This window comes from Streptomyces sp. P9-2 (assembly GCF_051903975.1).
GTDB classification, from domain to species: domain Bacteria; phylum Actinomycetota; class Actinomycetes; order Streptomycetales; family Streptomycetaceae; genus Streptomyces; species Streptomyces cellulosae.
Map to the genome: position 1 here is coordinate 1,604,470 of NZ_CP192633.1, position 20,963 is coordinate 1,625,432.

The 20,963-nt window shown below is 73.2% G+C and carries 23 protein-coding genes and 1 tRNA gene; 7 read left to right on the forward strand and 17 right to left on the reverse strand.

From position 1 onward, the window contains the following. Positions 1–15: 15 nt before the first annotated feature. The 4 genes from ACQY0Z_RS07530 to ACQY0Z_RS07545 all read right to left on the reverse strand — a co-directional run bounded on the left by ACQY0Z_RS07530 (position 16) and on the right by ACQY0Z_RS07545 (position 4,458). The gene (locus ACQY0Z_RS07530; protein WP_254588036.1) at positions 16–321 is read right to left on the reverse strand and encodes an STAS domain-containing protein; all 306 of its coding nucleotides are present in this window, start codon (positions 319–321) and stop codon (positions 16–18) included. Positions 322–466: 145 nt separating this feature from the next. Next, positions 467–1,288: a YceI family protein gene (locus tag ACQY0Z_RS07535; RefSeq protein WP_381726504.1), complete on the reverse strand. Its 822-nt coding sequence runs from the start codon at positions 1,286–1,288 to the stop codon at positions 467–469. A 127-nt stretch (positions 1,289–1,415) separates the two neighbouring features. After that, on the reverse strand, positions 1,416–3,953 hold the full coding sequence (locus tag ACQY0Z_RS07540) for an MFS transporter (RefSeq protein WP_381726505.1): 2,538 nt from the start codon (positions 3,951–3,953) through the stop codon (positions 1,416–1,418). Positions 3,954–3,966: 13 nt separating this feature from the next. Further along, positions 3,967–4,458, reverse strand: a complete 492-nt coding sequence (locus ACQY0Z_RS07545) for a MarR family winged helix-turn-helix transcriptional regulator (RefSeq protein WP_189897213.1) — start codon at positions 4,456–4,458, stop codon at positions 3,967–3,969. Positions 4,459–4,653: 195 nt separating this feature from the next. On the opposite strand from ACQY0Z_RS07545, the gene ACQY0Z_RS07550 reads away from it, so the two are divergent. After that, positions 4,654–4,848, forward strand: coding sequence for a hypothetical protein (locus ACQY0Z_RS07550; RefSeq protein ID WP_189897214.1), 195 nt, complete (start codon positions 4,654–4,656; stop codon positions 4,846–4,848). A gap of 191 nt (positions 4,849–5,039) precedes the next feature. Here the strand turns inward: ACQY0Z_RS07550 and ACQY0Z_RS07555 are convergent, their stop codons facing one another. The 8 genes from ACQY0Z_RS07555 to ACQY0Z_RS07590 form a co-directional block, all read right to left on the reverse strand. After that, positions 5,040–5,942: an RNA polymerase sigma factor SigF gene (locus tag ACQY0Z_RS07555; RefSeq protein ID WP_189897215.1), complete on the reverse strand. Its 903-nt coding sequence runs from the start codon at positions 5,940–5,942 to the stop codon at positions 5,040–5,042. Between the two features lie 246 nt (positions 5,943–6,188). Then, positions 6,189–7,025 carry an RNA polymerase sigma factor SigF gene (locus ACQY0Z_RS07560; RefSeq protein ID WP_189897216.1) on the reverse strand — a complete coding sequence of 279 codons (837 nt, stop codon included), beginning with the start codon at positions 7,023–7,025 and terminating at the stop codon, positions 6,189–6,191. 189 nt (positions 7,026–7,214) lie between these two features. Next, entirely contained in the window at positions 7,215–7,508 is a 294-nt protein-coding gene (locus tag ACQY0Z_RS07565) for a Dabb family protein (protein ID WP_254588027.1), read from the reverse strand. Then, positions 7,508–7,684 carry a hypothetical protein gene (locus ACQY0Z_RS07570; RefSeq protein WP_019527032.1) on the reverse strand — a complete coding sequence of 59 codons (177 nt, stop codon included), beginning with the start codon at positions 7,682–7,684 and terminating at the stop codon, positions 7,508–7,510. Before ACQY0Z_RS07570 ends, ACQY0Z_RS07565 begins: the two co-directional genes overlap by 1 nt. 101 nt (positions 7,685–7,785) lie before the next feature. Then, positions 7,786–7,870: transfer RNA gene (locus tag ACQY0Z_RS07575), tRNA-Ser, on the reverse strand. Positions 7,871–7,915: 45 nt separating this feature from the next. Further along, on the reverse strand, positions 7,916–8,347 hold the full coding sequence (gene tadA / locus ACQY0Z_RS07580; protein ID WP_254588035.1) for a tRNA adenosine(34) deaminase TadA: 432 nt from the start codon (positions 8,345–8,347) through the stop codon (positions 7,916–7,918). 65 nt (positions 8,348–8,412) lie between these two features. Beyond that, positions 8,413–8,949, reverse strand: a complete 537-nt coding sequence (locus ACQY0Z_RS07585) for a tRNA adenosine deaminase-associated protein (RefSeq protein WP_019527030.1) — start codon at positions 8,947–8,949, stop codon at positions 8,413–8,415. Positions 8,950–9,711: 762 nt separating this feature from the next. Next, the gene (locus ACQY0Z_RS07590) at positions 9,712–9,945 is read right to left on the reverse strand and encodes a hypothetical protein (RefSeq protein ID WP_381728538.1); all 234 of its coding nucleotides are present in this window, start codon (positions 9,943–9,945) and stop codon (positions 9,712–9,714) included. Positions 9,946–10,082: 137 nt separating this feature from the next. Here ACQY0Z_RS07590 and upp point away from each other — a divergent pair, with 137 nt between their 5' ends. After that, on the forward strand, positions 10,083–10,718 hold the full coding sequence (gene upp / locus ACQY0Z_RS07595) for a uracil phosphoribosyltransferase (protein ID WP_189897219.1): 636 nt from the start codon (positions 10,083–10,085) through the stop codon (positions 10,716–10,718). A 38-nt stretch (positions 10,719–10,756) separates the two neighbouring features. Here upp and ACQY0Z_RS07600 read toward each other — a convergent pair whose 3' ends face one another. The 4 genes from ACQY0Z_RS07600 to ACQY0Z_RS07615 form a co-directional block, all read right to left on the reverse strand. After that, positions 10,757–11,377, reverse strand: a complete 621-nt coding sequence (locus tag ACQY0Z_RS07600; protein WP_189897359.1) for a LytR C-terminal domain-containing protein — start codon at positions 11,375–11,377, stop codon at positions 10,757–10,759. Between the two features lie 132 nt (positions 11,378–11,509). Then, positions 11,510–11,806 (reverse strand): type II toxin-antitoxin system VapB family antitoxin, encoded by a 297-nt coding sequence (locus tag ACQY0Z_RS07605; protein WP_004943146.1) that lies wholly within the window; start codon positions 11,804–11,806, stop codon positions 11,510–11,512. A 192-nt stretch (positions 11,807–11,998) separates the two neighbouring features. Further along, positions 11,999–12,601 (reverse strand): HhH-GPD-type base excision DNA repair protein, encoded by a 603-nt coding sequence (locus tag ACQY0Z_RS07610; protein WP_189897220.1) that lies wholly within the window; start codon positions 12,599–12,601, stop codon positions 11,999–12,001. A 44-nt stretch (positions 12,602–12,645) separates the two neighbouring features. Next, positions 12,646–13,368 carry a siderophore-interacting protein gene (locus tag ACQY0Z_RS07615; protein ID WP_439811999.1) on the reverse strand — a complete coding sequence of 241 codons (723 nt, stop codon included), beginning with the start codon at positions 13,366–13,368 and terminating at the stop codon, positions 12,646–12,648. A gap of 81 nt (positions 13,369–13,449) precedes the next feature. Between ACQY0Z_RS07615 and ACQY0Z_RS07620 the strand changes: the two genes are divergently transcribed. From ACQY0Z_RS07620 to ACQY0Z_RS07640, 5 genes are all read left to right on the forward strand, one after another. Continuing rightward, positions 13,450–15,543, forward strand: a complete 2,094-nt coding sequence (locus ACQY0Z_RS07620) for a penicillin acylase family protein (RefSeq protein ID WP_439812000.1) — start codon at positions 13,450–13,452, stop codon at positions 15,541–15,543. Then, positions 15,536–16,144 carry a GNAT family N-acetyltransferase gene (locus tag ACQY0Z_RS07625; RefSeq protein WP_439812001.1) on the forward strand — a complete coding sequence of 203 codons (609 nt, stop codon included), beginning with the start codon at positions 15,536–15,538 and terminating at the stop codon, positions 16,142–16,144. Before ACQY0Z_RS07620 ends, ACQY0Z_RS07625 begins: the two co-directional genes overlap by 8 nt. Next, positions 16,141–16,620, forward strand: coding sequence for a cupin domain-containing protein (locus ACQY0Z_RS07630; RefSeq protein ID WP_189897224.1), 480 nt, complete (start codon positions 16,141–16,143; stop codon positions 16,618–16,620). The genes ACQY0Z_RS07625 and ACQY0Z_RS07630 overlap by 4 nt, the downstream gene beginning before the upstream one ends. Next, positions 16,617–17,396, forward strand: a complete 780-nt coding sequence (locus tag ACQY0Z_RS07635; protein ID WP_439812002.1) for an SDR family NAD(P)-dependent oxidoreductase — start codon at positions 16,617–16,619, stop codon at positions 17,394–17,396. Before ACQY0Z_RS07630 ends, ACQY0Z_RS07635 begins: the two co-directional genes overlap by 4 nt. A 137-nt stretch (positions 17,397–17,533) precedes the next feature. Continuing rightward, on the forward strand, positions 17,534–19,285 hold the full coding sequence (locus ACQY0Z_RS07640; protein ID WP_439813350.1) for a copper resistance CopC/CopD family protein: 1,752 nt from the start codon (positions 17,534–17,536) through the stop codon (positions 19,283–19,285). A gap of 15 nt (positions 19,286–19,300) precedes the next feature. On the opposite strand, the gene ACQY0Z_RS07645 is transcribed toward ACQY0Z_RS07640, so the two are convergent. Further along, positions 19,301–20,845 carry a PH domain-containing protein gene (locus ACQY0Z_RS07645; RefSeq protein ID WP_439812003.1) on the reverse strand — a complete coding sequence of 515 codons (1,545 nt, stop codon included), beginning with the start codon at positions 20,843–20,845 and terminating at the stop codon, positions 19,301–19,303. Positions 20,846–20,963: the final 118 nt, after the last annotated feature.

Below are 20,963 nucleotides of genomic sequence, written 5' to 3' on the forward strand. Positions count from 1 at the left end.
CCCGCCGGACGGGGCTCAGGCCGCCATCGCCTCGGGGAGGTTGTCGTACACGGGCACGTCGCGGCGCAGCCCGGTCACCTCCAGGACGCGGCTCGCGACGGACTCCGGGAGGGCCACCACGTGCACCCGGGTGTGGGGGAGCAGCAGCCTGCGGGCGTCGTTGATCAGGCGGATGCCCTGGGAGTCCATGAAGCGGGTCCCGGACAGGTCGAGGACCATCACCCGCGCGGGCCCCTCGGAGCCGGAGCGGGCCTGGTACATGATCAGCGGCAGCAGGCCGTCGGCGTTGCGGGCGTCGATCTCCGAGGGCAGCGGGAGCATCACGCGCTCGGAGGAGAAGGGCGGAAGGGTCACGGCGTTCACCTGACATGGTCGTCCGGAATCGAATGAGCCGCTTCCTGACCCTCCACCCATTGCACCACGCCCGGGACGAGACCGGAAGCGGTGCAGGTCCCGGGCGTCGTGCTCAGGCCTCCGGGAGCTTCTCCCCCTGCACGGCCTGGACGTCCAGCTCCACCCGCAGCGTGGTGCCGACGGCGGCGATGCCGGCCTGGACGACCTGGTTGTAGTTCATCGCGAAGTCCTCGCGGTGCAGCTCGGTGGTGGCGCGGAACGCCGCCCGGGTGCCGCCCCACGGGTCGGCGCCGGTGCCGAGGTACGCCAGGTCCAGGCCGACCGGGCGGACCACGCCGCGCATGGTCAGCTCACCGTGCACGGTCCACCGGTCGGTGCCCGCCTGGGTGAGCCCCGTGGACCGGTAGGTGATCTCCGGGTACCGCGCGACGTCCAGGAAGTCCGGCGACCGCAGATGGGTGTCGCGCATCGCGTTGCCGGTGTCGATGGACGCCGCCCGGATCACCGCCTCCACGCGGGACTTGGTGACGTCGTCGGGGGCGATCTCCACCGAGGCGGTGAAGTCGGTGAACCGGCCGCGCACGCTGGAGATGCCCAGGTGCTGGGCGGCGGCGGCCACGCTGCTGTGCGCCGGGTCCACGGTCCACGGGCCGGGCGGCGGCAGCTCCGTGCCCCCGGTCCTGGCCAGCGTCACCGTCCCGATCTCCGCCCGCCCGCTCGCGGTGACGAGGGCGCTGGCGGCGGCGGGCGCGTACCCGACCGCGGTCACGACGACCGTGTACGCCCCCGGCGCCAGCTCGGTGGCGTCCCGGACGGCGCCCTCGGCGTCCGCCTCGGCGCGCAGCACCTGGCTGCCGGTCCCGTCGGTGAGCGTGACGACCGCGTGCGACACGGCCCATCCGTCCCGGGTGCGGATCCTCGCGGTCAGTGGCATCCCGTCTTCTCCCTGAAATGGCTCATGGACCTGAAAAGGCTCATGAAAAGGTCGTGATACGACCGGCCCGCGGCGGGGGCGCGTCTCCGCTACAGGACGCGCGGGCCCGCCACGGGCCGGAACTTCGTCACTCGCCGGGGTGGGCGAGCTCGATGTCGTGGTCGTCGACACCGGGGCCGGCCACCGTCAGGGCGCTCGCCACCGGCGGGTAACCCGTGGCGATCACCGTGTACTCGCCGCCGTCCAGGTCGGCGAAGGCGTACGCCCCGTCGTCGCCGGTCGTGGCCGTGCCGACCACGTTGCCCGCCGCGTCGACCAGGGTGACGCGGGCGTCGGCCAGCGGACCGTGCGGGGCGCGGACCACGCCCCGGACGTGGGCGCCGGTCTCCAGGTCGGCCTCGACCCGGGTGACGCCGGTGGCGCCGATCTCCACCGGCAGGGCGCGCGGCCGGTACCCGGCGGCGTTCACCGCCACGGTCACCGCGCCCGGCACCAGCTCGGTGAACGAGAACTCGCCCTGCTCACCGGTGGTCCCGGTGGCCAGCAGGTCGCCGCGCACATCGGTGACGATGACCATCGCGTCCGTCACCGGCTGCCCGGTGTCCGCCGCGCGGACCACGCCGGTCATGCCGCTGGTGCCGCTGAGCAGGATGTCGTAGGACACCGGCTCGCCGTTCACCACGACCGTCGACGCCTGCGGCTGGTGCCCGTCGGCGGCGGCGATCAGGACGTACGACCCCGCCGAGGGGGCGTCCACCGCGTAGGAGCCGTCGTCCTGGGCCACGGAGCGGCCCAGCTGGCGGCCGCCCAGGGAGATCAGCGTGACCGCGGCGCGGGGCACCGGGGTGGAATCGGCGCCCCGGACGAAGCCGCGCACCGGGATTCCGGCGGAGGCGGACTCCCCGGGCCGGGCGGCGGTGGCGACCGCGGTCACCGGCTTGGCGAAGGTGTCCTCCGCGGCGGCCTGCGTCTCCGCGACGGCCGAACCCTCGGGGGCGGCGCCCCCGGCCGGGACGGCGGCGGCCTCGGCGACGGTCGGGGCGACCGGGTCGCCGGACGAGGCGGCCTGCTCCTGCGCGGCCTGGGCCAGCGCGCCGGTGGTCCGCAGCGGGACCTCCTTGATGAAGAGCGTCACCAGGAAGCCGAGCAGGGCGATCGGCGCGACGTACAGGAAGATGTCGGCGATGCCGTGGCCGTAGGCGCTCTCCAGCCAGGTGCGGATGCCCGGGGGCAGCAGGTCCATGTCGGGGATGGTGCCGCTGCCGGAGGCCTTGGCGGCCGCCGCCTGCTCCTGCGGGCTGAGCGTGCCGATGGTGTCCGCCGCGTAGTGGCTGATGCGGGACGACATCACCGAGCCGAGCACGGAGACGCCCACCGCGCCGCCGAGCGAGCGGAAGAACGTGACCACGGAGGAGGCCGCGCCCAGGTCGCTCGCGGCCACCTGGTTCTGCGTGCAGAGCACCAGGTTCTGCATCATCATGCCGACGCCCAGACCCATCAGCGCCATGAAGACGCCGATGCGCCAGTACGGGGTGTCGTAGCGCATGGTGCTCAGCAGGCCGAGGCCCGCCGTCAGCAGCACGCCGCCGGACAGCAGCCAGGCCTTCCAGCGGCCGGTCTTCGTGATGACGATGCCGGAGACGGTCGACGATATGAACAGACCGCCGATCATCGGGATGGTCATGACGCCCGACATGGTCGGGGACTTGTCCCGGGCGAGCTGGAAGTACTGGCTGAAGTAGACGGTGCCGGCGAACATCGCGATACCGACGAACAGCGAGGCCAGCGACGCCAGCGCGATGGTGCGGTTGCGGAACAGACGCAGCGGGATGATCGGCTCGCTCGCCTTGGACTCGACGAGCAGGAAGACCAGCGTGAGCAGGACGGCGCCGCCGACCATCGCACCGGTCTGCCAGGACATCCAGTCGTACTTGTCGTCGGCGAAGGTGACCCACAGGAGCAGCAGGCTCACGGCCGCGGTGACGAAGAAGGCGCCGGCCCAGTCGACCTTGACCTCCCGCTTCACCAGGGGCAGGTGCAGCGTCTTCTGCAGCACGACCAGCGCGATCAGCGCGAAGGGGACGCCGACGTAGAGGCACCAGCGCCAGCCGAGCCAGCTGGTGTCGGTGATGACGCCGCCGAGCAGCGGGCCGCCGACGGTCGCGACCGCGAAGGTCGCGCCCAGGTAGCCGGAGTACCGCCCGCGCTCACGCGGGGAGATCATCGCGGCCATGATGATCTGGGCCAGCGCGGCGAGACCGCCGCCGCCGAGGCCCTGGATGGCGCGCGCGGTGATCAGCATGCCCGGGTTCTGCGCCGTGCCGGCCACGATCGAGCCGATCACGAAGATCACCAGGGCCGTCTGGACCAGGGCCTTCTTGCTGATGAGGTCGGCGAGCTTGCCCCACAGGGGGGTGGAGGCGGTCATCGTCAGCAGCGAGGCGGTGACGACCCAGGTGTAGGCGCTCTGGCCGCCGCCGAGGTCGGAGACGATCTCGGGCAGGGCGTTGGTGACGATGGTCGACGACAGGATGGCGCAGAACATGCCGAGCAGCAGCCCGGACAGCGCCTCCATGATCTGCCGATGGGTCATCGGAGCGTCCGTGGAGGATCCTCCCCCGTGCTTGGCATGAGCCCGCACACCGTTCGGTGTGGTCGTTGCCATGGACTTCCTTCTCTTACGTGCTTGCGGGTGTACGGGTGGTCTGTTCGTGTGGCGGAGGCGCCTGCCGGGGCACGGTGCGGGGGTCGCCGAAGCTGTCCCTGAGCCGGGTCATCAGCCGGGTGAGGTCGTCGACCTCCTCGTCCGACCAGTCGCTCAGCCGCTCCGCGAGGAGCTGGGTCGTGCGCCGGAACAGTTCTTCGAGCCGGGTCTGGCCGGCCGGGGTGAGGCGCAGGATGCGGGACCGCTTGTCGGCGGGGTCGGGGGAGCGCTCGATCCAGCCGCGCTCCGCCAGATGGGCGACGTGCCGGCTGGTGACGGACATGTCCACGGACAGCAGCTCGGCGAGCCTGCCCATGCGCATGTCGCCATGGCGGCCCAGCACGGTCAGCACGGCCGCGGAGCCGCTCGGGCAGTCCGACGGCATCAGCCGGCTCATCTCCCGTTTGACGGCGCCGAAGGCACTGAACTGCCGGACCAGCTCCTCGTACTGTGCCGACTCGGCCATGGCACCTCCGTTTCGTTGCTTGAAGCAACCGTATGGATGCATGGTTGCTGAAGGCAAATAAAAACGGGCCGTCCGGACCAAAAACTTGGCAAAGGCAAGCAATCGCACCAGTAAACACGCAGGTGGGACGGGGTGTACCCGGCCGGTCCCGCCCCGCTTGGGGTGCCGGACGCCGATTCGCTAGGGTCTCGGTCCATGGCTAACACCCAGGGCCCGCAGGGCAATCACGACCCCGCCGGCAGCACCCAGATGTTCCGCGCGTTCGTCGACGAGGCCCCCGAGGCCAGGCAGCCGGCGGCCACGAGCGGCGGCCCCCGCGTCGGCCTGATCCTCGGCATCGTGGTCGCCGTGGCAGTGGTCGCAGCGGTGGCCTGGCTCGCACTGAAGTAAAAGGAGGCCGCCGAGGCAACCCCCTCGGCGGCCACACCCTCAAGGGGCGCGGGGAACTGCGCGACCGGCCCCTACCGGCCCGCGCCCGGCACAGATGCGTCCGGCCCACGGCGCAGCCCGCGACGAAGCGCGGGGGCGCTCGGCCCAGAAGGAGCCGAGCGCCCCCGCGCTCACAAGCACGTCCGCGGACGTCAGTCCGAGATGAGCCCCTCCCGCAGCTGGGCCAGGGTGCGGGTCAGCAACCGCGAGACATGCATCTGCGAGATGCCGACCTCCTCGCCGATCTGCGACTGCGTCATGTTCGCGAAGAACCGCAGCATGATGATCCGCCGCTCCCGCGGCGGCAGCTTCGCCAGCAGAGGCTTCAGCGACTCCCGGTACTCCACGCCCTCCAGCGCCGTGTCCTCGTAGCCGAGGCGGTCCGCCAGGGAGCCCTCGCCGCCGTCGTCCTCCGGGGCGGGGGAGTCCAGCGAGGACGCCGTGTAGGCGTTCCCCACCGCGAGGCCGTCGACGACGTCCTCCTCGGACACCCCCAGCACGGCGGCGAGTTCGCTCACCGTCGGGGAGCGGTCCAGCTTCTGGGAGAGCTCGTCGCCGGCCTTGGTCAGCGCCAGCCGCAGCTCCTGGAGCCGGCGCGGCACCCGCACCGACCAGGACGTGTCGCGGAAGAAGCGCTTGATCTCCCCGACCACCGTCGGCATCGCGAACGTCGGGAACTCCACGCCCCGTTCGCAGTCGAAGCGGTCGATCGCCTTGATCAGCCCGATGGTGCCGACCTGGACGATGTCCTCCATCGGCTCGTTGCGCGAGCGGAACCGCGCCGCCGCGTACCGCACGAGGGGGAGGTTGAGCTCGATCAGCGTGTCCCGGACGTAGGCCCGCTCCGGGCTGTCCTCGTCGAGCACGGCGAGCCGCAGGAACAGGGAGCGGGACAGGGTGCGGGTGTCGAGGGCCGCCGTGTCCGGGAGGTCCGGAGCGGGTGTGGAGGCGAGGGCCGGGCCCTCGTCGATGGGGCCGAGTGCGTCGAGAGCATGGGGAGCTGACTCGCTCTCCGCGAGCGTGAGCACCTTCGAGCTGCCCTGTTCTGCGGACATGCCACCCCCTTTGGGTCGCGGGACGGTCGCGGCGAACGCTCCCGAACCGAGGAACGCAGCCTTCACCTGAATACCGGCGCCGAGGCTCCGGCAAACGCGCTTCCGGCAGAATGTCACATGTCGGCAACGCGCTGTAGTGACATGTCGACATCCGAGACGCGAATCAGACCTGGAAACAAGGGGTCTGACGGAGTATCGGACGGAAAGAGCGAAGATTCGCGCCGTCGGGCGATTCGCTCTTCAGGGTTACGCGTCGATCCTGTTTGCGGACCTCAGCCGCTGGAAGCTGCGGGCCAGCAGCCGGGACACATGCATCTGCGAGACGCCCAGCTCGGCGCTGATCTGGGACTGCGTCAGATTGCTGTAGTAACGCAGCAGCAGGATGCGCTGCTCCCGCTCCGGCAACTGCACGAGGAGGTGCCGGACGAGGTCGCGGTGCTCCACGCCGTCCAGGGCGGGGTCCTCGTAGCCGAGCCGGTCCAGCAGGCCGGGCATCCCGTCGCCCTCCTGCGCGGCCTCCAGCGAGGTGGCGTGGTACGACCGGCCGGCCTCGATGCAGGAGAGCACCTCGTCCTCGGAGATGCGCAGCCGCTCGGCGATCTCGGCGGTGGTCGGGGTGCGCCCGAACGCCGTGGTGAGGTCCTCCGTCGCGCTGTTCACCTGCACCCACAGCTCGTGCAGCCGGCGCGGTACGTGGACGGTGCGGACGTTGTCGCGGAAGTACCGCTTGATCTCGCCGACGACGGTCGGCATCGCGAAGGTCGGGAACTGCACGCCCCGCTCGGGGTCGAAGCGGTCGATGGCGTTGATGAGGCCGATGGTGCCGACCTGGACGACGTCCTCCATCGGCTCGTTGCGGGAGCGGAAGCGGGCGGCCGCGTAACGCACGAGCGGGAGGTTCGCCTCGATGAGCGCCGCCCGCACGCGGGCGTGCTCCGGCGTGCCCGGCTCCAGGTTCTTGAGCTGACCGAACAACACCTGGGTCAGGGCGCGGGTGTCCGCGCCACGGCGCTTGGCGGGGGTCTGGACCGCGTCGGGGGACACCTCGTCCTGGGGCGGCGCGGAACTGGCCGACACGGTCAACGCCACCTCTTCATTCGCTCACATCGTCCGTCAACTCATCCGTCAAAAGCGGTCATAGCATCACAAGACTGACTCACTGTGTGCAAGCACCGCATATTCCGTGTTGAGGGCCGCAGACGGGCGCCGGACGCGGCAAGGCCCCCTGCCGGCACGGCAGGGGGCCTCGGTGCGCGGTGCGCGGAGGGGGCGTCAGAACTCGTAGTCGGCGATCACCCACGTGGCGAACTCGCGCCACAGGCCGACGCCCGCCTGGTGGTCCGGGTGCTCGACATAGCGGCGCAGTGCCTCGGCGTCGTCGAACGCGGAGTTGATCGCGAAGTCGTAGGCGATGGGGCGGTCGCTGATGTTCCAGGCGCACTCCCAGAAGCGGATCTCCGGGATCTTCCCCTCCAGTGCCCGGAAGGCCTCCACGCCTTCGACGACCTTCGGGTCGTCGCGGCGGACGCCCTCGTTCAGCTTGAAGAGCACCAGGTGCCGGATCATCACTTGCCTCCTGCGGCCAGCCAGGTCATGAAGTCGCCGATCGCCTTCGCGGCGTCCGAGATGCCCTGGAACCCGATGGTGACGTAGTCGCCGGCGGTCTCGGGGTCCGTGATGATCACGTACAGCACGAAGACCACCACCAGATAGACGGCGGCCTTCTTCGCGTTCACCGCCATCGCGGCCCTCCCCTGTCACGGCTGTCACTGCTGTCACGCGCGCATCGAGCGGGCCCATGATCGCACGAAGGGCCCCGTCTGACGACGGGGCCCTTCTCAAGCGGTAGCGGAGGGATTTGAACCCTCGGTGACTTGCGCCACACTCGCTTTCGAGGCGAGCTCCTTCGGCCGCTCGGACACGCTACCGAGGGAGACCTTACAGCACGGTGGCGCGTGGATCGAAATCGGTATTCAGCGTCCCCGGAAGAACTCCGTGAGCAGCCCGGAGCACTCCTCGGCGAGCACGCCCTCGATCACCTCGGGGCGGTGGTTGAGGCGCCGGTCCCGGACCAGATCCCACTGCGATCCGGCCGCGCCGGCCTTCTCGTCCCGGGCGCCGTAGACCACCCGGTCGACCCGGGACTGCTGGACGGCGCCCGCGCACATCGTGCAGGGCTCCAGCGTGACCACCAGGGTGCAGCCGGCGAGCCGCCACTCCCCGGCCCGCCCGGCGGCCCGGCGCAGCGCGAGGACCTCCGCGTGGGCCGTGGGGTCGCCGGTCGCCTCGCGCTCGTTGTGCGCGCGGGACAGCACGGTGACCCCGTCCGCGGCCAGCACGACGGCGCCGACGGGGACGTCCCCGCCCGGGACGGCCCGGCGGGCCTCGTCCAGGGCGAGTCGCATCGGCTCCCGCCAGCGGTCGCGCACCGGGTCCGGGAGGCCGGGCGCGGGGGTGGTGGTCGGCACGGTCAGCGGACGGTCTCCAGCACCTCCGAGGCGCCCAGCGCCTCGGCGATCTCCGAGACCGCGTCCTGGGTCATGGAGCGCAGCTCCTTCTCGGTGACGCCCAGGTCCTCCAGGACCTGCGCGTCCCCGACGGGGCCGTGCGGCACGGACTCGCCGGACGCCGCGGCCGGGCCGCCGTCCGCGTCCTCGTCGTCCGGCTCACCGTCCTCGGTGCCGTCGAGGTCGAGGGCGTCCAGGTCGGGGCCGTCGTCCCCGGGCTCCCGGCCGAGCAGTTCGTCGGTGAGCAGGATCTCCCCGTAGCTGCTGCGGGCGGCCGCCGCGGCGTCGGAGACGTAGATCCTGGGATCCTCCTCACCGTCCACGCGGACGACGCCGAACCAGCCGTCCTCCTGCTCGATCAGCACGAGCACCGTGTCCTCGTCAGGAGAGGCTTCCCGGGCCAGGTCGGCCAGATCAGACAGGGTTTCCACATCGTCGAGCTCTGTGTCGCTCGCTTCCCACCCGTCTTCGGTGCGCGCGAGCAGTGCGGCGAAGTACACCGTGACTCTCCCACTGGTCATAGGCGTGCCGGTTGGGGGTCCCCCCGGCGGAGGTGTGCGGGCGGGTACGCGGAGCTGAGACCCCGCCCACTGGGAATCGTGGCAGAAACAAGGCCGTCAGGGGACGTCTTCCGCTCCCTGTGTCCGGCAGTCTGGATCGCGGTCCAGCGTGCTTGTCACCACCAGACCGGATCGTACGCGCCCAACCCCACCACCGGAGCGCGGCACGTCAAAGGGACCCCAGGCCCCTTTGCCTACGGGGCAACCCGCGTGTCGCGACGACCGCCGGCCGCGGTACGGCTCCCGCCGTCCCCAGGGGCACGGCCCCCCGCCATCCAGGGGCACGGCTCCCGCCATCCAGGGGCACGGCCCCCCCGGCCCATCGCGGGCCCAGCTGCCGCCAGTCGCGGGCGTTCGTGTCGAAGGGCCGCGCTTCCGCCGCGGCTGCGGCTTCCGCAGGCCGCGGGCGCGGGTCCCGCCAGTCGCAGGCCGGGCTGCCGCAATCCGCGAGTATCGGTACCGGAGGGCGGCTCCCGCCACGGCCACGGCTCCCGCAAGCCGCGGGCCCAGCTCCCGCAAGCCGCGGGCAGTCGTGCCTCCCCCACTGCCTTAAGGGCCCTGGGAGGTGCCCCCAGGGCGGTGGGGTACCTCCCGCGCGAGCGAAGCCGAGGGTGGGGGAGGGGGGCGCGACGGCACCCCGTCGGCGCCGGGCTGCGCAAACACCCCCTGGCCGGCACAGGCGCCGGCGGCTGAGAACCCCCGCTACCAGCGAAACGTCCGCATCCGCATCGCATGCCGCAACCGCGCCGCCTTCGCCCGCCGAGGCTGCACCCGGTCCCGCAACGCCCGCGCCTCCGCCAGCTCCCTCAGAAACCGCGCACGCCGCCGCCGACGCTCGGCCTCCCAGTCCACGGCGCCCCCGGCGCCCTCGTCCCGGGAACCCCCGGCCGCCCCGGCCGAAGTCGACGGATTCCCACGATCCTCCTGCTCAGGCATCACTTCATCACCCCAGTCCGTCCCTCCCACCTTCCCCCGACCGGGCGGTTTGACGCCAGCGAAGGGGTGACGAGCGCCCCATCCCCTTGCCACGCGCGGGGACGCCGGCCCTCCGCGTCCCGGTTAGGGTTGACGCCATGCGTCTCCACGTCGTCGACCACCCCCTGGTCGCCCACAAGCTCACCACGCTGCGCGACCAGCGCACCGACTCCGCGACCTTCCGCCGTCTCGCCGACGAGCTGGTCACCCTGCTCGCCTACGAGGCCACGCGCGACGTGCGCACCGAACAGGTGGACATCCAGACGCCGGTGGCGCGGACCACGGGCGTGAAGCTGTCCCACCCCCGCCCCCTGGTGGTGCCGATCCTGCGGGCCGGCCTGGGCATGCTGGACGGCATGGTCCGGCTGCTGCCGACCGCCGAGGTGGGCTTCCTGGGCATGGTGCGCAACGAGGAGACGCTCCTGGCCTCCACGTACGCCACGCGCATGCCGGACGACCTCTCCGGGCGCCAGGTGTACGTCCTGGACCCGATGCTGGCGACCGGCGGCACGCTCGTCGCGGCGATCCAGGAGCTGATCAAGCGCGGTGCGGACGACGTGACCGCCGTGGTGCTGCTGGCCGCGCCGGAGGGCGTCGAGGTCATGGAGCGCGAGCTGGCCGGCACCCCGGTCACCGTCGTGACGGCGTCCGTCGACGAGCGCCTCAACGAGCAGGGCTACATCGTCCCGGGCCTCGGCGACGCGGGCGACCGCATGTACGGAGCCGCGGAGTAACCCCGCCGCTCACGCAGCCGGCCCTCCGAGGGCCGGGCTCAGCAGTTCTTCTTCGAGGCGGGCGCCGGCTCGGGGTTGGCCAGTGCGGTCAGCGCCTTGTCGGCGTCCGCCTTCGCCGTGAGCCCCCGGAACGCGTCGCCGATGATCAGGTCGAGCTCGGCGCCCTTTCGGGCCTGGTCCGTACGCCGCTCGGCGTCGGCCAGCTGGGTGCCCAGCACCGGCAGCGCCGTGTCCAGCGCGGTCGCGGGACCGAGCAGCACGCCGGCGCCCTTGACCTTCTTGTCGAACGTCGCGGGCGCGTTGGCGACCTCGCCGATCCGGAAGCCGCGCTTCTTCAGCTCGTCCGCGGTCTTCTGGGCGAGCCCGCTGCGGGTGGTGGCGTTGAGCACGTTGACGGTGATCGTGTTCGGCCGGGGCAGCGGCTCGGCGGCCCCGGCAGGAGACGCCGAGGGCTTGGCCTTGGTGCCGCAGGCGGACTTCGTGCCGGCCGCGGAGGCCGAGTCGCCGCCGGTGAACACGTCGATGAGTTGCAGCGTGCCCCAGCCGCCCACGCCGAGCACGGCGACGGAGACGACGGTCAGCACGACGAGCTTGCCGCGCCGCCGGGGCCGGCGCATCCGCGGGTACTTGTCACCCGTGATGCGGTACTGGCCGCCCATGCCGGGTGGAGTGAGCATGCTCATGAGCGCAGCGTAGTGCGCCCGGGCTGCTATGCCTACTAGATGATCATTCGACTGGGTGCAGTCCAACCCGAAAGGGCCAAACCGGGCCGCCAGGGGGTTCGACGGGCGTCAGTCGAGTTCGAGAACGCGCGCGTGGAGCACCTGGCGCTGCTGGAGCGCCGCCCGCACGGCGCGGTGCAGTCCGTCCTCGAGGTACAGATCGCCCTGCCACTTCACGACGTGCGCGAAGAGGTCGCCGTAGAAGGTCGAGTCCTCGGCGAGAAGGGTCTCGAGGTCGAGCTGTTGCTTGGTCGTCACGAGCTGATCGAGGCGGACCGGGCGCGGCGCCACGTCCGCCCACTGCCGGGTGCTTTCCCGGCCGTGGTCGGGGTACGGCCGGCCGTTTCCGATGCGCTTGAAGATCACACGGAAAGCCTACCGGTCGAGACGTTCCGGGCGCAGCCATGGCGACGCAGTACGCCGCCGTAAAAGATGCCGGAAACCGTCAGAAAACGGTCCGCGCGCCCATCGTGCGCCCTCCACGGCCGCCCCGTTCGCCACCCCCGGCCCGCATACCCGCCCCCGGTACGGGACCGGAGGCGGGCCCACGGGCGCCGGTCACGCCCCCGTCTTCTTCGCGGCCTTGGCCGCCTTCGCCGCCGCCTTCATCTCCTGCTTGTGCGCCCGCACCTTCGCCAGCGACTCCGGGCCCGTGATGTCCGCGACCGAGCGGAAGGACTCCTCCTCGCCGTACGGGCCGGCCGCCTCCCGCCAGCCCTCGGGGCGGACGCCGAGCTGCTTGCCCAGCAGGGCGAGGAAGATCTGCGCCTTCTGCTTGCCGAACCCGGGCAGGTCCTGGAGCCGCTTCAGCAGCTCCTTGCCGTCGTCGACGCCCCGCCAGACGGCCTCGGCGTCACCGTCGTAGTGCTCGACGAGGTACTGGCACAGCTGCTGGATGCGGCCGGCCATGGACCCCGGGTAGCGGTGCACCGCGGGCTTCTCGGAGAGCAGCGCGGCGAACGCCTCGGGGTCGTACGCGGCGATCTCGTGCGCGTCGAGGTCGTCCGAGCCGAGCCGCTGCGCGATCGTCGCCGGGCCCTTGAACGCCCATTCCATCGGGATCTGCTGGTCCAGCAGCATCCCGATCAGCGCGGCGAGCGGGCTGCGGCCCAGCAGCCGGTCGGCGTCGGGGTCCTGGGCGAGGTGCAGTGTGACGTCCATGCCCCCGATGATCGCGCGTCGCCCCGTTGATCGCGCGTCGCGGGTCAGCTCGCGCGCCAGTACCCGAGCGCCTGCACCCGCTGCTTGGGCAGGCCCAGCTCCTTGCGGACGAAGGCGCCCAGCGCGCGGGTGGTCGCGGTGTCGCAGGCGATCCACACGTACGGGTCCGCCCCGGACGCCAGCAGGCCGGGCAGTTCGGCGCGGACGCGCTCCAGCAGGGCCGCACCCGCGTCCCGTCGGGGCACCTCGCGCACCTCGTGCCGCGCGGGGTCGCCCGTGAACGGCAGCCCGTCCAGCGAGCCCTCGAACCAGACGGTCGCCGGGGCGTCACCCAGGGCGCCCAGCAGGGAGTTGACGGCCGGCAGCGAGGCCGGGTCGCCGACCGCATAGACATGCGACGGGGAGGGGTCCGGGCGGTCGAATCCCGTGCCCTGCACGGTCGCCTCGACGGTGTCCCCGGCCTTCGCCGCCCGCGCCCAGTCGCTGGCGCACCCCTTGTGCAGCGCGAACTCCAGCGCGAAGGTGCCGGCCTCCGGGTCGGGGTCGACCAGGGTGTACGCGCGCTGGTGCGGCTTGCCCGCGTTGTCGAACCACAGCCGTACCCACATCGTGGGGTGGACGCCGGTCGTGGCCAGCATTCCGCCGTCGGTGAAGGCGATCCGCCGGTAGTCGGCGGTGACGTCCTCGGCGCCGGTCACCGTGAACTCGAAGTCCTTCGCGCGCAGCAGTCTGAGGACCGCGCCCTCCCAACCCCGCCCCTGCCCCATCGCGCCTTCACCCTTCGCGTACGATCCCGTCACGTCACGGTTGACTTAGGGGAGCCTAACCTAAAGTGAAATGAGGGCACAGTGTCCGGTGCGATCTTCCGGGACCCCTGGGGGATTCCCCATCTGCGGGCGGACGGCGCGCGTGAACTCGCGCGTCTCCAGGGCCTGGTGACCGCCCGTGACCGCGGCTGGCAGATCGAGGTGGAGCGCCACCGCGCCCAGGGCACCTCGGCCTCCTTCCTCGGCGCCGGGGAGCTGCCCTGGGACGTGCTGGTCCGGCGCGCCCGGGTCGCCGACACCGCCCGCCGCTGCCTCGCCCGCCTGGAGGCACACGACCCGGAGACCGCCGACTGGATCCGGGCGTACGTCACCGGCGTCAACGAGGGCCTCGACGGGCACGACGCACCGGAGTTCGCCCGCGCCGGCGTCCTCCCCGGCCGCTGGGAGCCGTGGACGCCGCTGGCCGTGTGGCTGTCCACGCACCTCCTCTTCGCCGGCTTCCCCGCCAAGCTGTGGCGCGACCACGCCGCCGCGCGCCTCGGCTCGGACGCGGTGGGCCTGTTCGCCGCCGACGGCCCCGGCACCTCCGGCAGCAACGGCTGGCTGGTCGCGGGGGAGCGCACGGTCACCGGACAGGCGGTCGTCGCCGGCGACCCGCACCGCTTCATCGAGGACCCCGGCGTCTACCAGCAGATCCGGCTGTCCTGCCCGGAGTTCGACGTCGTCGGCCTCGCCGTGCCCGGTGTCCCCGGCATCGCCCACTTCGGCCACGCCGGCACGGTCGCCTGGGCCATCACCAACGCCATGGCCGACTACCAGGACCTCTACCGCGAGCGGCTGCGCCGCACCGGCGCCGGCATCGAGGCGCTCGGCCCGGACGGCGTGTGGCGGCGGGCGGCCCGGCACACCGAGACCGTCGAGGTCGCGGGCGAGGACCCCGTCGAGGTGGAGGTGATCGAGACCGAGCGGGGGCCCGTCGTCATCGGCGGCCCCGAGGGTCTCGACGGCGAGGTGCCCGAGCCGGGGGAGCCCCCGCTCGCCGTCGCCCTGCGGTACCCGCCCCGTGTCACCGGCGACCTCGGTTTCGGCGCCCTGCTGCCGCTGCTGCGGGCCCGCCGGGTCGCCGACGTGGACCGCGCCGCCGACCTGTGGGCCGAGCCCGTCAACGTCGTCCTCGCCGCCGACACCGAGGGCGGCGCCCTGCACCGGGTGGCCGGCCGCGTCCCCGTGCGCTCCGACGCCAACCGCGTCCGCCTGGTGCCCGCGTGGGAACCCGGCCACGAGTGGCGCGGCTGGCACGAGACGCCCCGCGCCGGGCTCGACGACGGGGTCGCCGTGATGGCCAACCAGCGCGGTCCCGCGGCCCCGCTCGGCGTGGAGTTCGCCCCGCCGCACCGCGCCCGCCGCATCGCCGCCCTGCTCGCCCGCCGGCACCGCTGGTCCGCCGCCGACATGGCGGCGATCCACACCGACACCCACCTCGCCTCCGCCGCGCCCCTCCTGGACCACCTCGCCGCGTTCGACGCCCCCGACCTCACCGCACCCGCGTCCGCCCTGCGCGAGCGGCTCCTCGCCTGGGACCGGCACATGGACGCGGACAGCGCCGACGCCGCCGTCTTCTCGGCCCTGCGCAGCGCGGTCGTGCGCCGTCTCGCCGCCGAGCCCGCCCTCGCGCCCGCCGCTGCCCCGCCGCCGTACCCGGACGTCTTCCGCCCCTGGCTCGCGCTGGTCCCGCGCATCGGGTTCGCCCTGGAGCACCTGCTCTCCGCGCGGGACCTGTTCGGCATCGACCGCCCCGCCGTCGTCCGCGCGGCCCTGGAGGAGGTGGCCGCCGCGCCGCCCGCCGGCACCTGGGGCGACACCCACCGCCTCGCGCCCTGGCGCGCCCTCCCGCCCGAGGACCCGCGGGAGGAACCCGTCCTGTCCGGCGACCACGACTGCGTCCTGTGCACCTCCGCCGTGCCCGGCGTCACCGACCTCGCCGCCCGCGGCCCCGCCGCCCGCTACGTCTGGGACCTGGCCCGGCGCGAGGACAGCCGCTGGGTGGTGCCGCACGGCGCCTCGGGCCGCCCCGGCTCGCCCCACCACCGGGACCAGCAGCCCCTGTGGCTCGCCGGAGACCTGGCCCCGGTCGTCACCGACTGGGCGCAACTGACGAAGGAGACCGATGTCTGACCCGTACGCCTCCCGCCCGGCCGTCCACGAGCAGACGGTCGGCGGCTTCGGCACCGTGCGCGTCCTGCCGCTGGACCCGGCCGCCGACGCGCCCCTGCTGCACCGCTGGGTGAGCGAGGAACGCGCCGTGTTCTGGGGCATGAACGGCCTCACCGAGCAGCAGGTCCGCGAGATCTACGCGCACATGGAGACCCTCGACTCCCACCACGCGTACCTCCTCGTCAAGGACGGCGAGGCGGCCGGACTGCTCCAGACGTACGAGCCGGAGGCCGACCGGGTGGGCGAGTGCTACCCCGTCGAGCCGGGCGACATCGGCATGCACCTGCTGCTCGCGCCCCCGCAGCCGGGCGGGAGCCGCTCCGGCTGGACCGCCGGACTGGCGGCCGCCGTCTCGACGTACGTCCTGCTGGGTCTGGACCGGCGGCGGATCGTCGTCGACCCGGACGTCGCCAACGAGAAGGCGATCGCCCGGTTCGCGCGGCAGGGCTTCACCACCGGACCCCGGGTGGTGCTGCCGGAGGTGGACCTGCCGGACGTGTACCTCCCGGAGAAGCGAGCACAACTCGCGTTCCTCACGCGGGAGGTAGCCTTCGGAGGGTGACCCCCGACGAGCTCGTCGCCCACTTCCGACTGGAGCCGATCCCCCGGGAGGGAGGCCGGTTCCGGCAGACCTGGGCCGGTCCCGCCCGGCCCGACGGCCGCCCCGAGGGCACCGCCATCGTCGCCCTGCTCACCGACGCGCCCGGCGATTACTCTGCCCTGCACCGCCTGCCCGCCGACGAGACCTGGCACCACTATCTCGGCGACCCGCTGCGGATGCTGCTGCTCGCCCCCGACGGCACCAGCAGCACCCCGGTCCTCGGCCCCGACGTGCTCGGCGGCCAGCACGTCCAGCTCACCGTCCCCGCCGGCACCTGGATGGGCGCCCGCGTCGCCGACGGCGGCTCCTGGACCCTGTTCGGCTGCACGACGGCCCCCGGCTTCACCTACGACGGCTACGAACACGGCGACCCGGCCGAACTGGCTGCCCGCTACCCCGACCGGGCGGACCTCGTCGCGGAGCTGGGCCGCCCATGAGCGGGCTGGGCGGGCGGGGACTGCTGCACGGCCAGGTCGTCCTGGTCACCGGGGCCGGCGGAGGCGTCGGCCGGGGGATCGCCCGCCGGCTCGCCGAGGAGGGCGCGGCCGTCGCGCTGCACTGCCGCACCTCCGTCGCGTCCGCCCAGAAGACGGCGGTCGCCATCCGGGACGCGGGCGGCAGGGCCGTCGTTTTGAAGGCCGACCTGACCGACGAGGACGACTGCCACCGGCTCGTCGCCGAGGCCGCCGAACGGTTCGGCGGCCGGCTCACCGCGCTGGTCAACAACGCGGGCGTCCAGCCCGTCCAGGAGCTCGCCGGGATGACGGCGGCCGAGTGGCGCGCGGTCGTGGACACCAACCTCACCTCCGTCTTCGCCTGCACCCAGGCGGCGGCCCGGCTGATGCGCGACCAGGGCGGCGGCTCCGTCACCCACATCGCCTCCGTCGAGGCCGGCTTCCCGGCTCCCGGCCACGCCCACTACGGCGCGTCCAAGGCCGCGGTGGTGATGCACGCCCGCTCGGCCGCGCTGGAGTTCGGCCCCTGGGGCGTGCGCGTCAACACGGTGTCGCCCGGCCTGATCGACCGTGAGGGCCTGGCCGACGCCTGGCCGGAGGGCGTACGCCGCTGGCGGGAGGCGTCCGCCGTGGGCCGCCTCGGCCGCCCGGAGGACGTCGGCGACGCCTGCGTGTTCCTGGCCTCCCCGCTCGCGTCCTGGGTGACCGGCCACGACCTGGTGGTCGACGGAGGGGCGACGTCCCGCCCGACCTGGTGAATCCCTGACCGCTGCATTGAGCGGACCGCGCGTCCCGTCCGTACTCCACCGGAGGCGAACGGCCGGGAGGCGGGTACGACGTGGAGCGACGGCGCGACGGGGCGACGGGCGACCGGTCCCTGTGCATACGGGCGCTGGTGCTGCTGGGCACCTTGCTGACGCTTCTCCTCGCGGGCGCGGCCCCGGCGAGTGCCCACGCGGCCCTGCGCGCCAGCGACCCCGAGGACGGAAGCGTCGTCAAGACGGCGCCCACGCACATCACCCTGACGTTCACCGAGTCCGTGGGCCTGCTCGAGGACTCCTTCCGGATCTACGGCCCCGACAACCGCCGCGTCCACGTGGAGGAACCCGAACACGCGGCCGGCGCCGCCGACACGGCCCGCGCCGCACTGCCCCGGGACCTCGACGAGGGCACGTACACGGTGGCGTGGCGGGTGGTCTCGGCGGACAGCCACCCGGTCTCGGGCGCGTTCACCTTCTCCGTCGGCAAGCCGTCCCCCACCCCTCCGGCGGCCCCCGCCGACCACGCCGAACACCCGGTCACCAAAAGCCTGTACGACACCGGCCGCTACCTCGCCTACATCGCGGCGGCGCTGCTCATCGGCACGGCGGCGTTCGCGGCCCTGTGCCGCCCGCCGGACACGGGTCCGCTGCGGGCGCCGCTGCTGTTCGGCTGGTGGACGCTGCTGGTGACGACGGCGGGACTGCTGGTGCTGCGGGCGCCGTACGAGAAGGGGACGTCGCCGGGGACGGCACTGGACCTGTCGAGCTTCCCGGACACGCTGAGCGGCCGCCCGGGCATGGCCCTCATGACCCGCGTACTGCTGCTCCTGACGGCGGCGCCGCTCGTGCCGTTCCTGCGCAGGAGGAGTCTCCGCACCCGAACGACGGCGGGCGCGGTCCTCTCGGTGTCGCTGGCCCTGACGTGGGCGTCGGCGGAGCACGCGTCGGCCGGGATCCAGGTGCCGGTGGCCATGACGTCGTCGGTGCTGCACCTGCTGGCGATGGCCGCCTGGCTCGGCGGCCTCACCGCCCTCCTGCTCACCCTCCACCGGGCGCAGACACCACCGCCGTACGCGACGGTGGCCCGCTTCTCGCGCCTGGCGTTCACGTCGGTGACGGTGCTGGTCGTCACCGGCGCGTACCAGTCCTGGCGGGGCCTGGGCTCCTGGTCCGCCCTGCCGGACACCGCGTACGGCCGCACGCTCGCGGTGAAGCTGGCGGCGACGGTGTTCCTGCTGCTCGCGGCGGCGCTGTCCCGCCGCTGGACGGCGCTGTTGGCCCGCCCGGCGGCGGCCGAGGAACGCGTACCGGCGCTGGTGGGCGCGTCGGGCCCGCCCCCCGAACCGAGGACCACGCACGTGACGCAGGTGACCACCGCCGAACCGGAAGCCGTCCACCGCCGCGCCCTGCGCCGCTCCGTCCTGGCGGAGGTGGTGGTCGCGGTGGCCGTCCTGCTGGTCACCACGGTGCTGACCGGCACACTGCCGTCCCGCGCGGAGGCGGAGGCGGCGAAGGCGCCCGAGCCGCAGGTGGCGGGCCTGCCCGGGGCGCAGGCGCTGACGGTCCCGTACGAAACGGGGACGCCCGGCGGCAGCGGCACGGTCCAGCTCACGATGGACCCGGGCCGCGTCGGCGAGAACGGCCTCCAGGCGGTGGTCTTCGGCCCCCGGGGAGCCCTGACCGCCGTCCCGGAACTCCGCGTCACCTTCACCCTCCCGTCCAAGGACGTGGGCCCCATCGACGCACGCCTCACCGACAGGGGCGGCTACTGGGCCACGAACGACCTCACCCTCCCCCTGGAGGGCGCCTGGACGATGAAGCTGACGGTCCGGGTGTCGGAGATCGACCAGGTGACGGTGGAGAGGGGGGTGCGGATCACGCGGTGACGCGACGGCGACGGGCTAGCTTTCCCCGGCCGGCGTCCGCTTCTCCGCGTCGGTGAACGCCCGCAGGATGCGGGCCAGTGCGTCGGGGGCGGCCGCGAGTCGGACGGGTCTGCCCTCGTCGTCCAGTTCGGCGACGTCCCAGCTCCTCGGCACGAGGTCGCCCTCACCGCCGCGTGGACGGCGGACCGACGTGACGGTGAGCCGCCGCACCGGGATCGGGCGTGTCGCGAACCGGCCCGGGCCCGGGTGGGGTGTGACGGCGGGCCCGTCGGGGCCCAGGACGATGTGGGTGCCGAAACCGTTCGGGTTGTAGCCGGTGGACTCCAGGAAGCGAGCGGGCAGGAAGACGTCCTCGTCGTCGGGGGCGGTGTCCGTCGAGGCCGCGGGGGCCGTGGCGGGCGTACGGACACGGGTCGCGCGCACGGCCCAGAGGAACAGGGCGAGCGAGACCAGTGACCCCAGCCCGGCCCAGGCGATGTCCCGGGCGGTGTCCGGCGCCAGCGTCGGATGCCGGTAGCAGTACGGCAGCGCCCACACGGCCGTGGCGGCGAGGGCGACGGCGTACGGCGCCGACGACGGCAGGACCTCGTCGGCGGGCAGACGGCGTCCGCGACGGCGCTGCACGACCACGGCGCCCGACATGCCGGCCGCCAGCACGCACAGGGCGGCAGTCACGGTGATCCCACCGGCGGCGGGGAAGTGCTCGCGCCACACATGCTCCTCGCCGATGACCTCCCGTATCGCACCGCGCCAGACGGTGAGTTCGACACGGTCGCCGGCCTCGAACCCCTGGGCCCCTTCCCGCGACACCGCCAGCCGGTCGACCGGCCGCCCGTTGGCGAAGTAGAGGTAGCTGCTTCCCTTGGGCTTCCTCACGTCGGTGCGGGCGATCACCGCGGACAGCGTCGTCAGGCAGTCCCGGTCGTGCTCGGAGCTTTCCGCCGCGCACGGGACGGCCGACGTCCATGCCAGCTCGGTTTCCGCCACCACGGGGACGAACCACGCGGCCGGCGCGGCGCCCGCGAGGAACATGGCACACATCCAGGCCGCCGGACCGACACGGCGCCCGGCCGCGCTCCCGGTGATCACGACGAGATGTTCCGACTCGGGTGTGCCGTGCCGCCGGTGCAGCGCGCGCAGCGCCTCCACGGTGTCGTCGAAGGTGTCCCGGCCCTCGGAGGACGGGCCCACCGGCAGGGGCAGGCGCCAGACGCGACCGCCGCGCGTCACGACCTCGACGCGGTGCGTGTCGCCGTGACGCAGGTGCTGCACGTACACCCGTACGTCCGCGACGTCCTCCCACCGCGCACGGCGGCGGCGCAGCAGCGTGCGGTACGACAGTCCGTCCGCGTCGGCGTGGACGCGGACGGCAGCGGCGTACGCGCCTCCCACGCCCAGCGGGAGGAGAACGACGCCCGCGAGGACCCACACGTCGGGGACCCCGCCCGTCATCGCCAGACGGGCGACGACCAGGACCAGCCCGGCCGCGCCGGCTCCGACGAAGAACCACGGGGGCCGCTTCGACCGGGTACGGCACGTCACGTCAGGCACGCTGCTCATGCGGGGGAGCGTGCCATCGCCTCACATGCGGAGGCATGTCCGGACCACGGCAGTGTTCAGGTGCGCGACGCTGCCGGGCCGGTACACCGCGCTAGGCGGACTTGGGCCGCCGCGCCTT

Excerpts from the sequence above, each read along its gene's own strand:
- ACQY0Z_RS07545 (WP_189897213.1), bottom strand. The coding sequence starts at position 4,458 with ATGGCCGAGTCGGCACAGTACGAGGAGCTGGTCCGGCAGTTCAGTGCC.
- ACQY0Z_RS07610 (WP_189897220.1), bottom strand. The coding sequence starts at position 12,601 with ATGGACGTCACACTGCACCTCGCCCAGGACCCCGACGCCGACCGGCTG.
- ACQY0Z_RS07565 (WP_254588027.1), bottom strand. The coding sequence starts at position 7,508 with ATGATCCGGCACCTGGTGCTCTTCAAGCTGAACGAGGGCGTCCGCCGC.
- tadA (WP_254588035.1), bottom strand. The coding sequence starts at position 8,347 with ATGCGACTCGCCCTGGACGAGGCCCGCCGGGCCGTCCCGGGCGGGGAC.
- ACQY0Z_RS07645 (WP_439812003.1), bottom strand. The coding sequence starts at position 20,845 with ATGAGCAGCGTGCCTGACGTGACGTGCCGTACCCGGTCGAAGCGGCCC.
- ACQY0Z_RS07570 (WP_019527032.1), bottom strand. The coding sequence starts at position 7,684 with ATGGCGGTGAACGCGAAGAAGGCCGCCGTCTATCTGGTGGTGGTCTTC.
- upp (WP_189897219.1), top strand. The coding sequence starts at position 10,083 with ATGCGTCTCCACGTCGTCGACCACCCCCTGGTCGCCCACAAGCTCACC.
- ACQY0Z_RS07535 (WP_381726504.1), bottom strand. The coding sequence starts at position 1,288 with ATGCCACTGACCGCGAGGATCCGCACCCGGGACGGATGGGCCGTGTCG.
- ACQY0Z_RS07540 (WP_381726505.1), bottom strand. The coding sequence starts at position 3,953 with ATGGCAACGACCACACCGAACGGTGTGCGGGCTCATGCCAAGCACGGG.
- ACQY0Z_RS07590 (WP_381728538.1), bottom strand. The coding sequence starts at position 9,945 with ATGCCTGAGCAGGAGGATCGTGGGAATCCGTCGACTTCGGCCGGGGCG.
- ACQY0Z_RS07550 (WP_189897214.1), top strand. The coding sequence starts at position 4,654 with ATGGCTAACACCCAGGGCCCGCAGGGCAATCACGACCCCGCCGGCAGC.
- ACQY0Z_RS07615 (WP_439811999.1), bottom strand. The coding sequence starts at position 13,368 with ATGGGGCAGGGGCGGGGTTGGGAGGGCGCGGTCCTCAGACTGCTGCGC.
- ACQY0Z_RS07600 (WP_189897359.1), bottom strand. The coding sequence starts at position 11,377 with ATGGGCGGCCAGTACCGCATCACGGGTGACAAGTACCCGCGGATGCGC.
- ACQY0Z_RS07530 (WP_254588036.1), bottom strand. The coding sequence starts at position 321 with ATGCTCCCGCTGCCCTCGGAGATCGACGCCCGCAACGCCGACGGCCTG.
- ACQY0Z_RS07625 (WP_439812001.1), top strand. The coding sequence starts at position 15,536 with ATGTCTGACCCGTACGCCTCCCGCCCGGCCGTCCACGAGCAGACGGTC.
- ACQY0Z_RS07555 (WP_189897215.1), bottom strand. The coding sequence starts at position 5,942 with ATGTCCGCAGAACAGGGCAGCTCGAAGGTGCTCACGCTCGCGGAGAGC.
- ACQY0Z_RS07635 (WP_439812002.1), top strand. The coding sequence starts at position 16,617 with ATGAGCGGGCTGGGCGGGCGGGGACTGCTGCACGGCCAGGTCGTCCTG.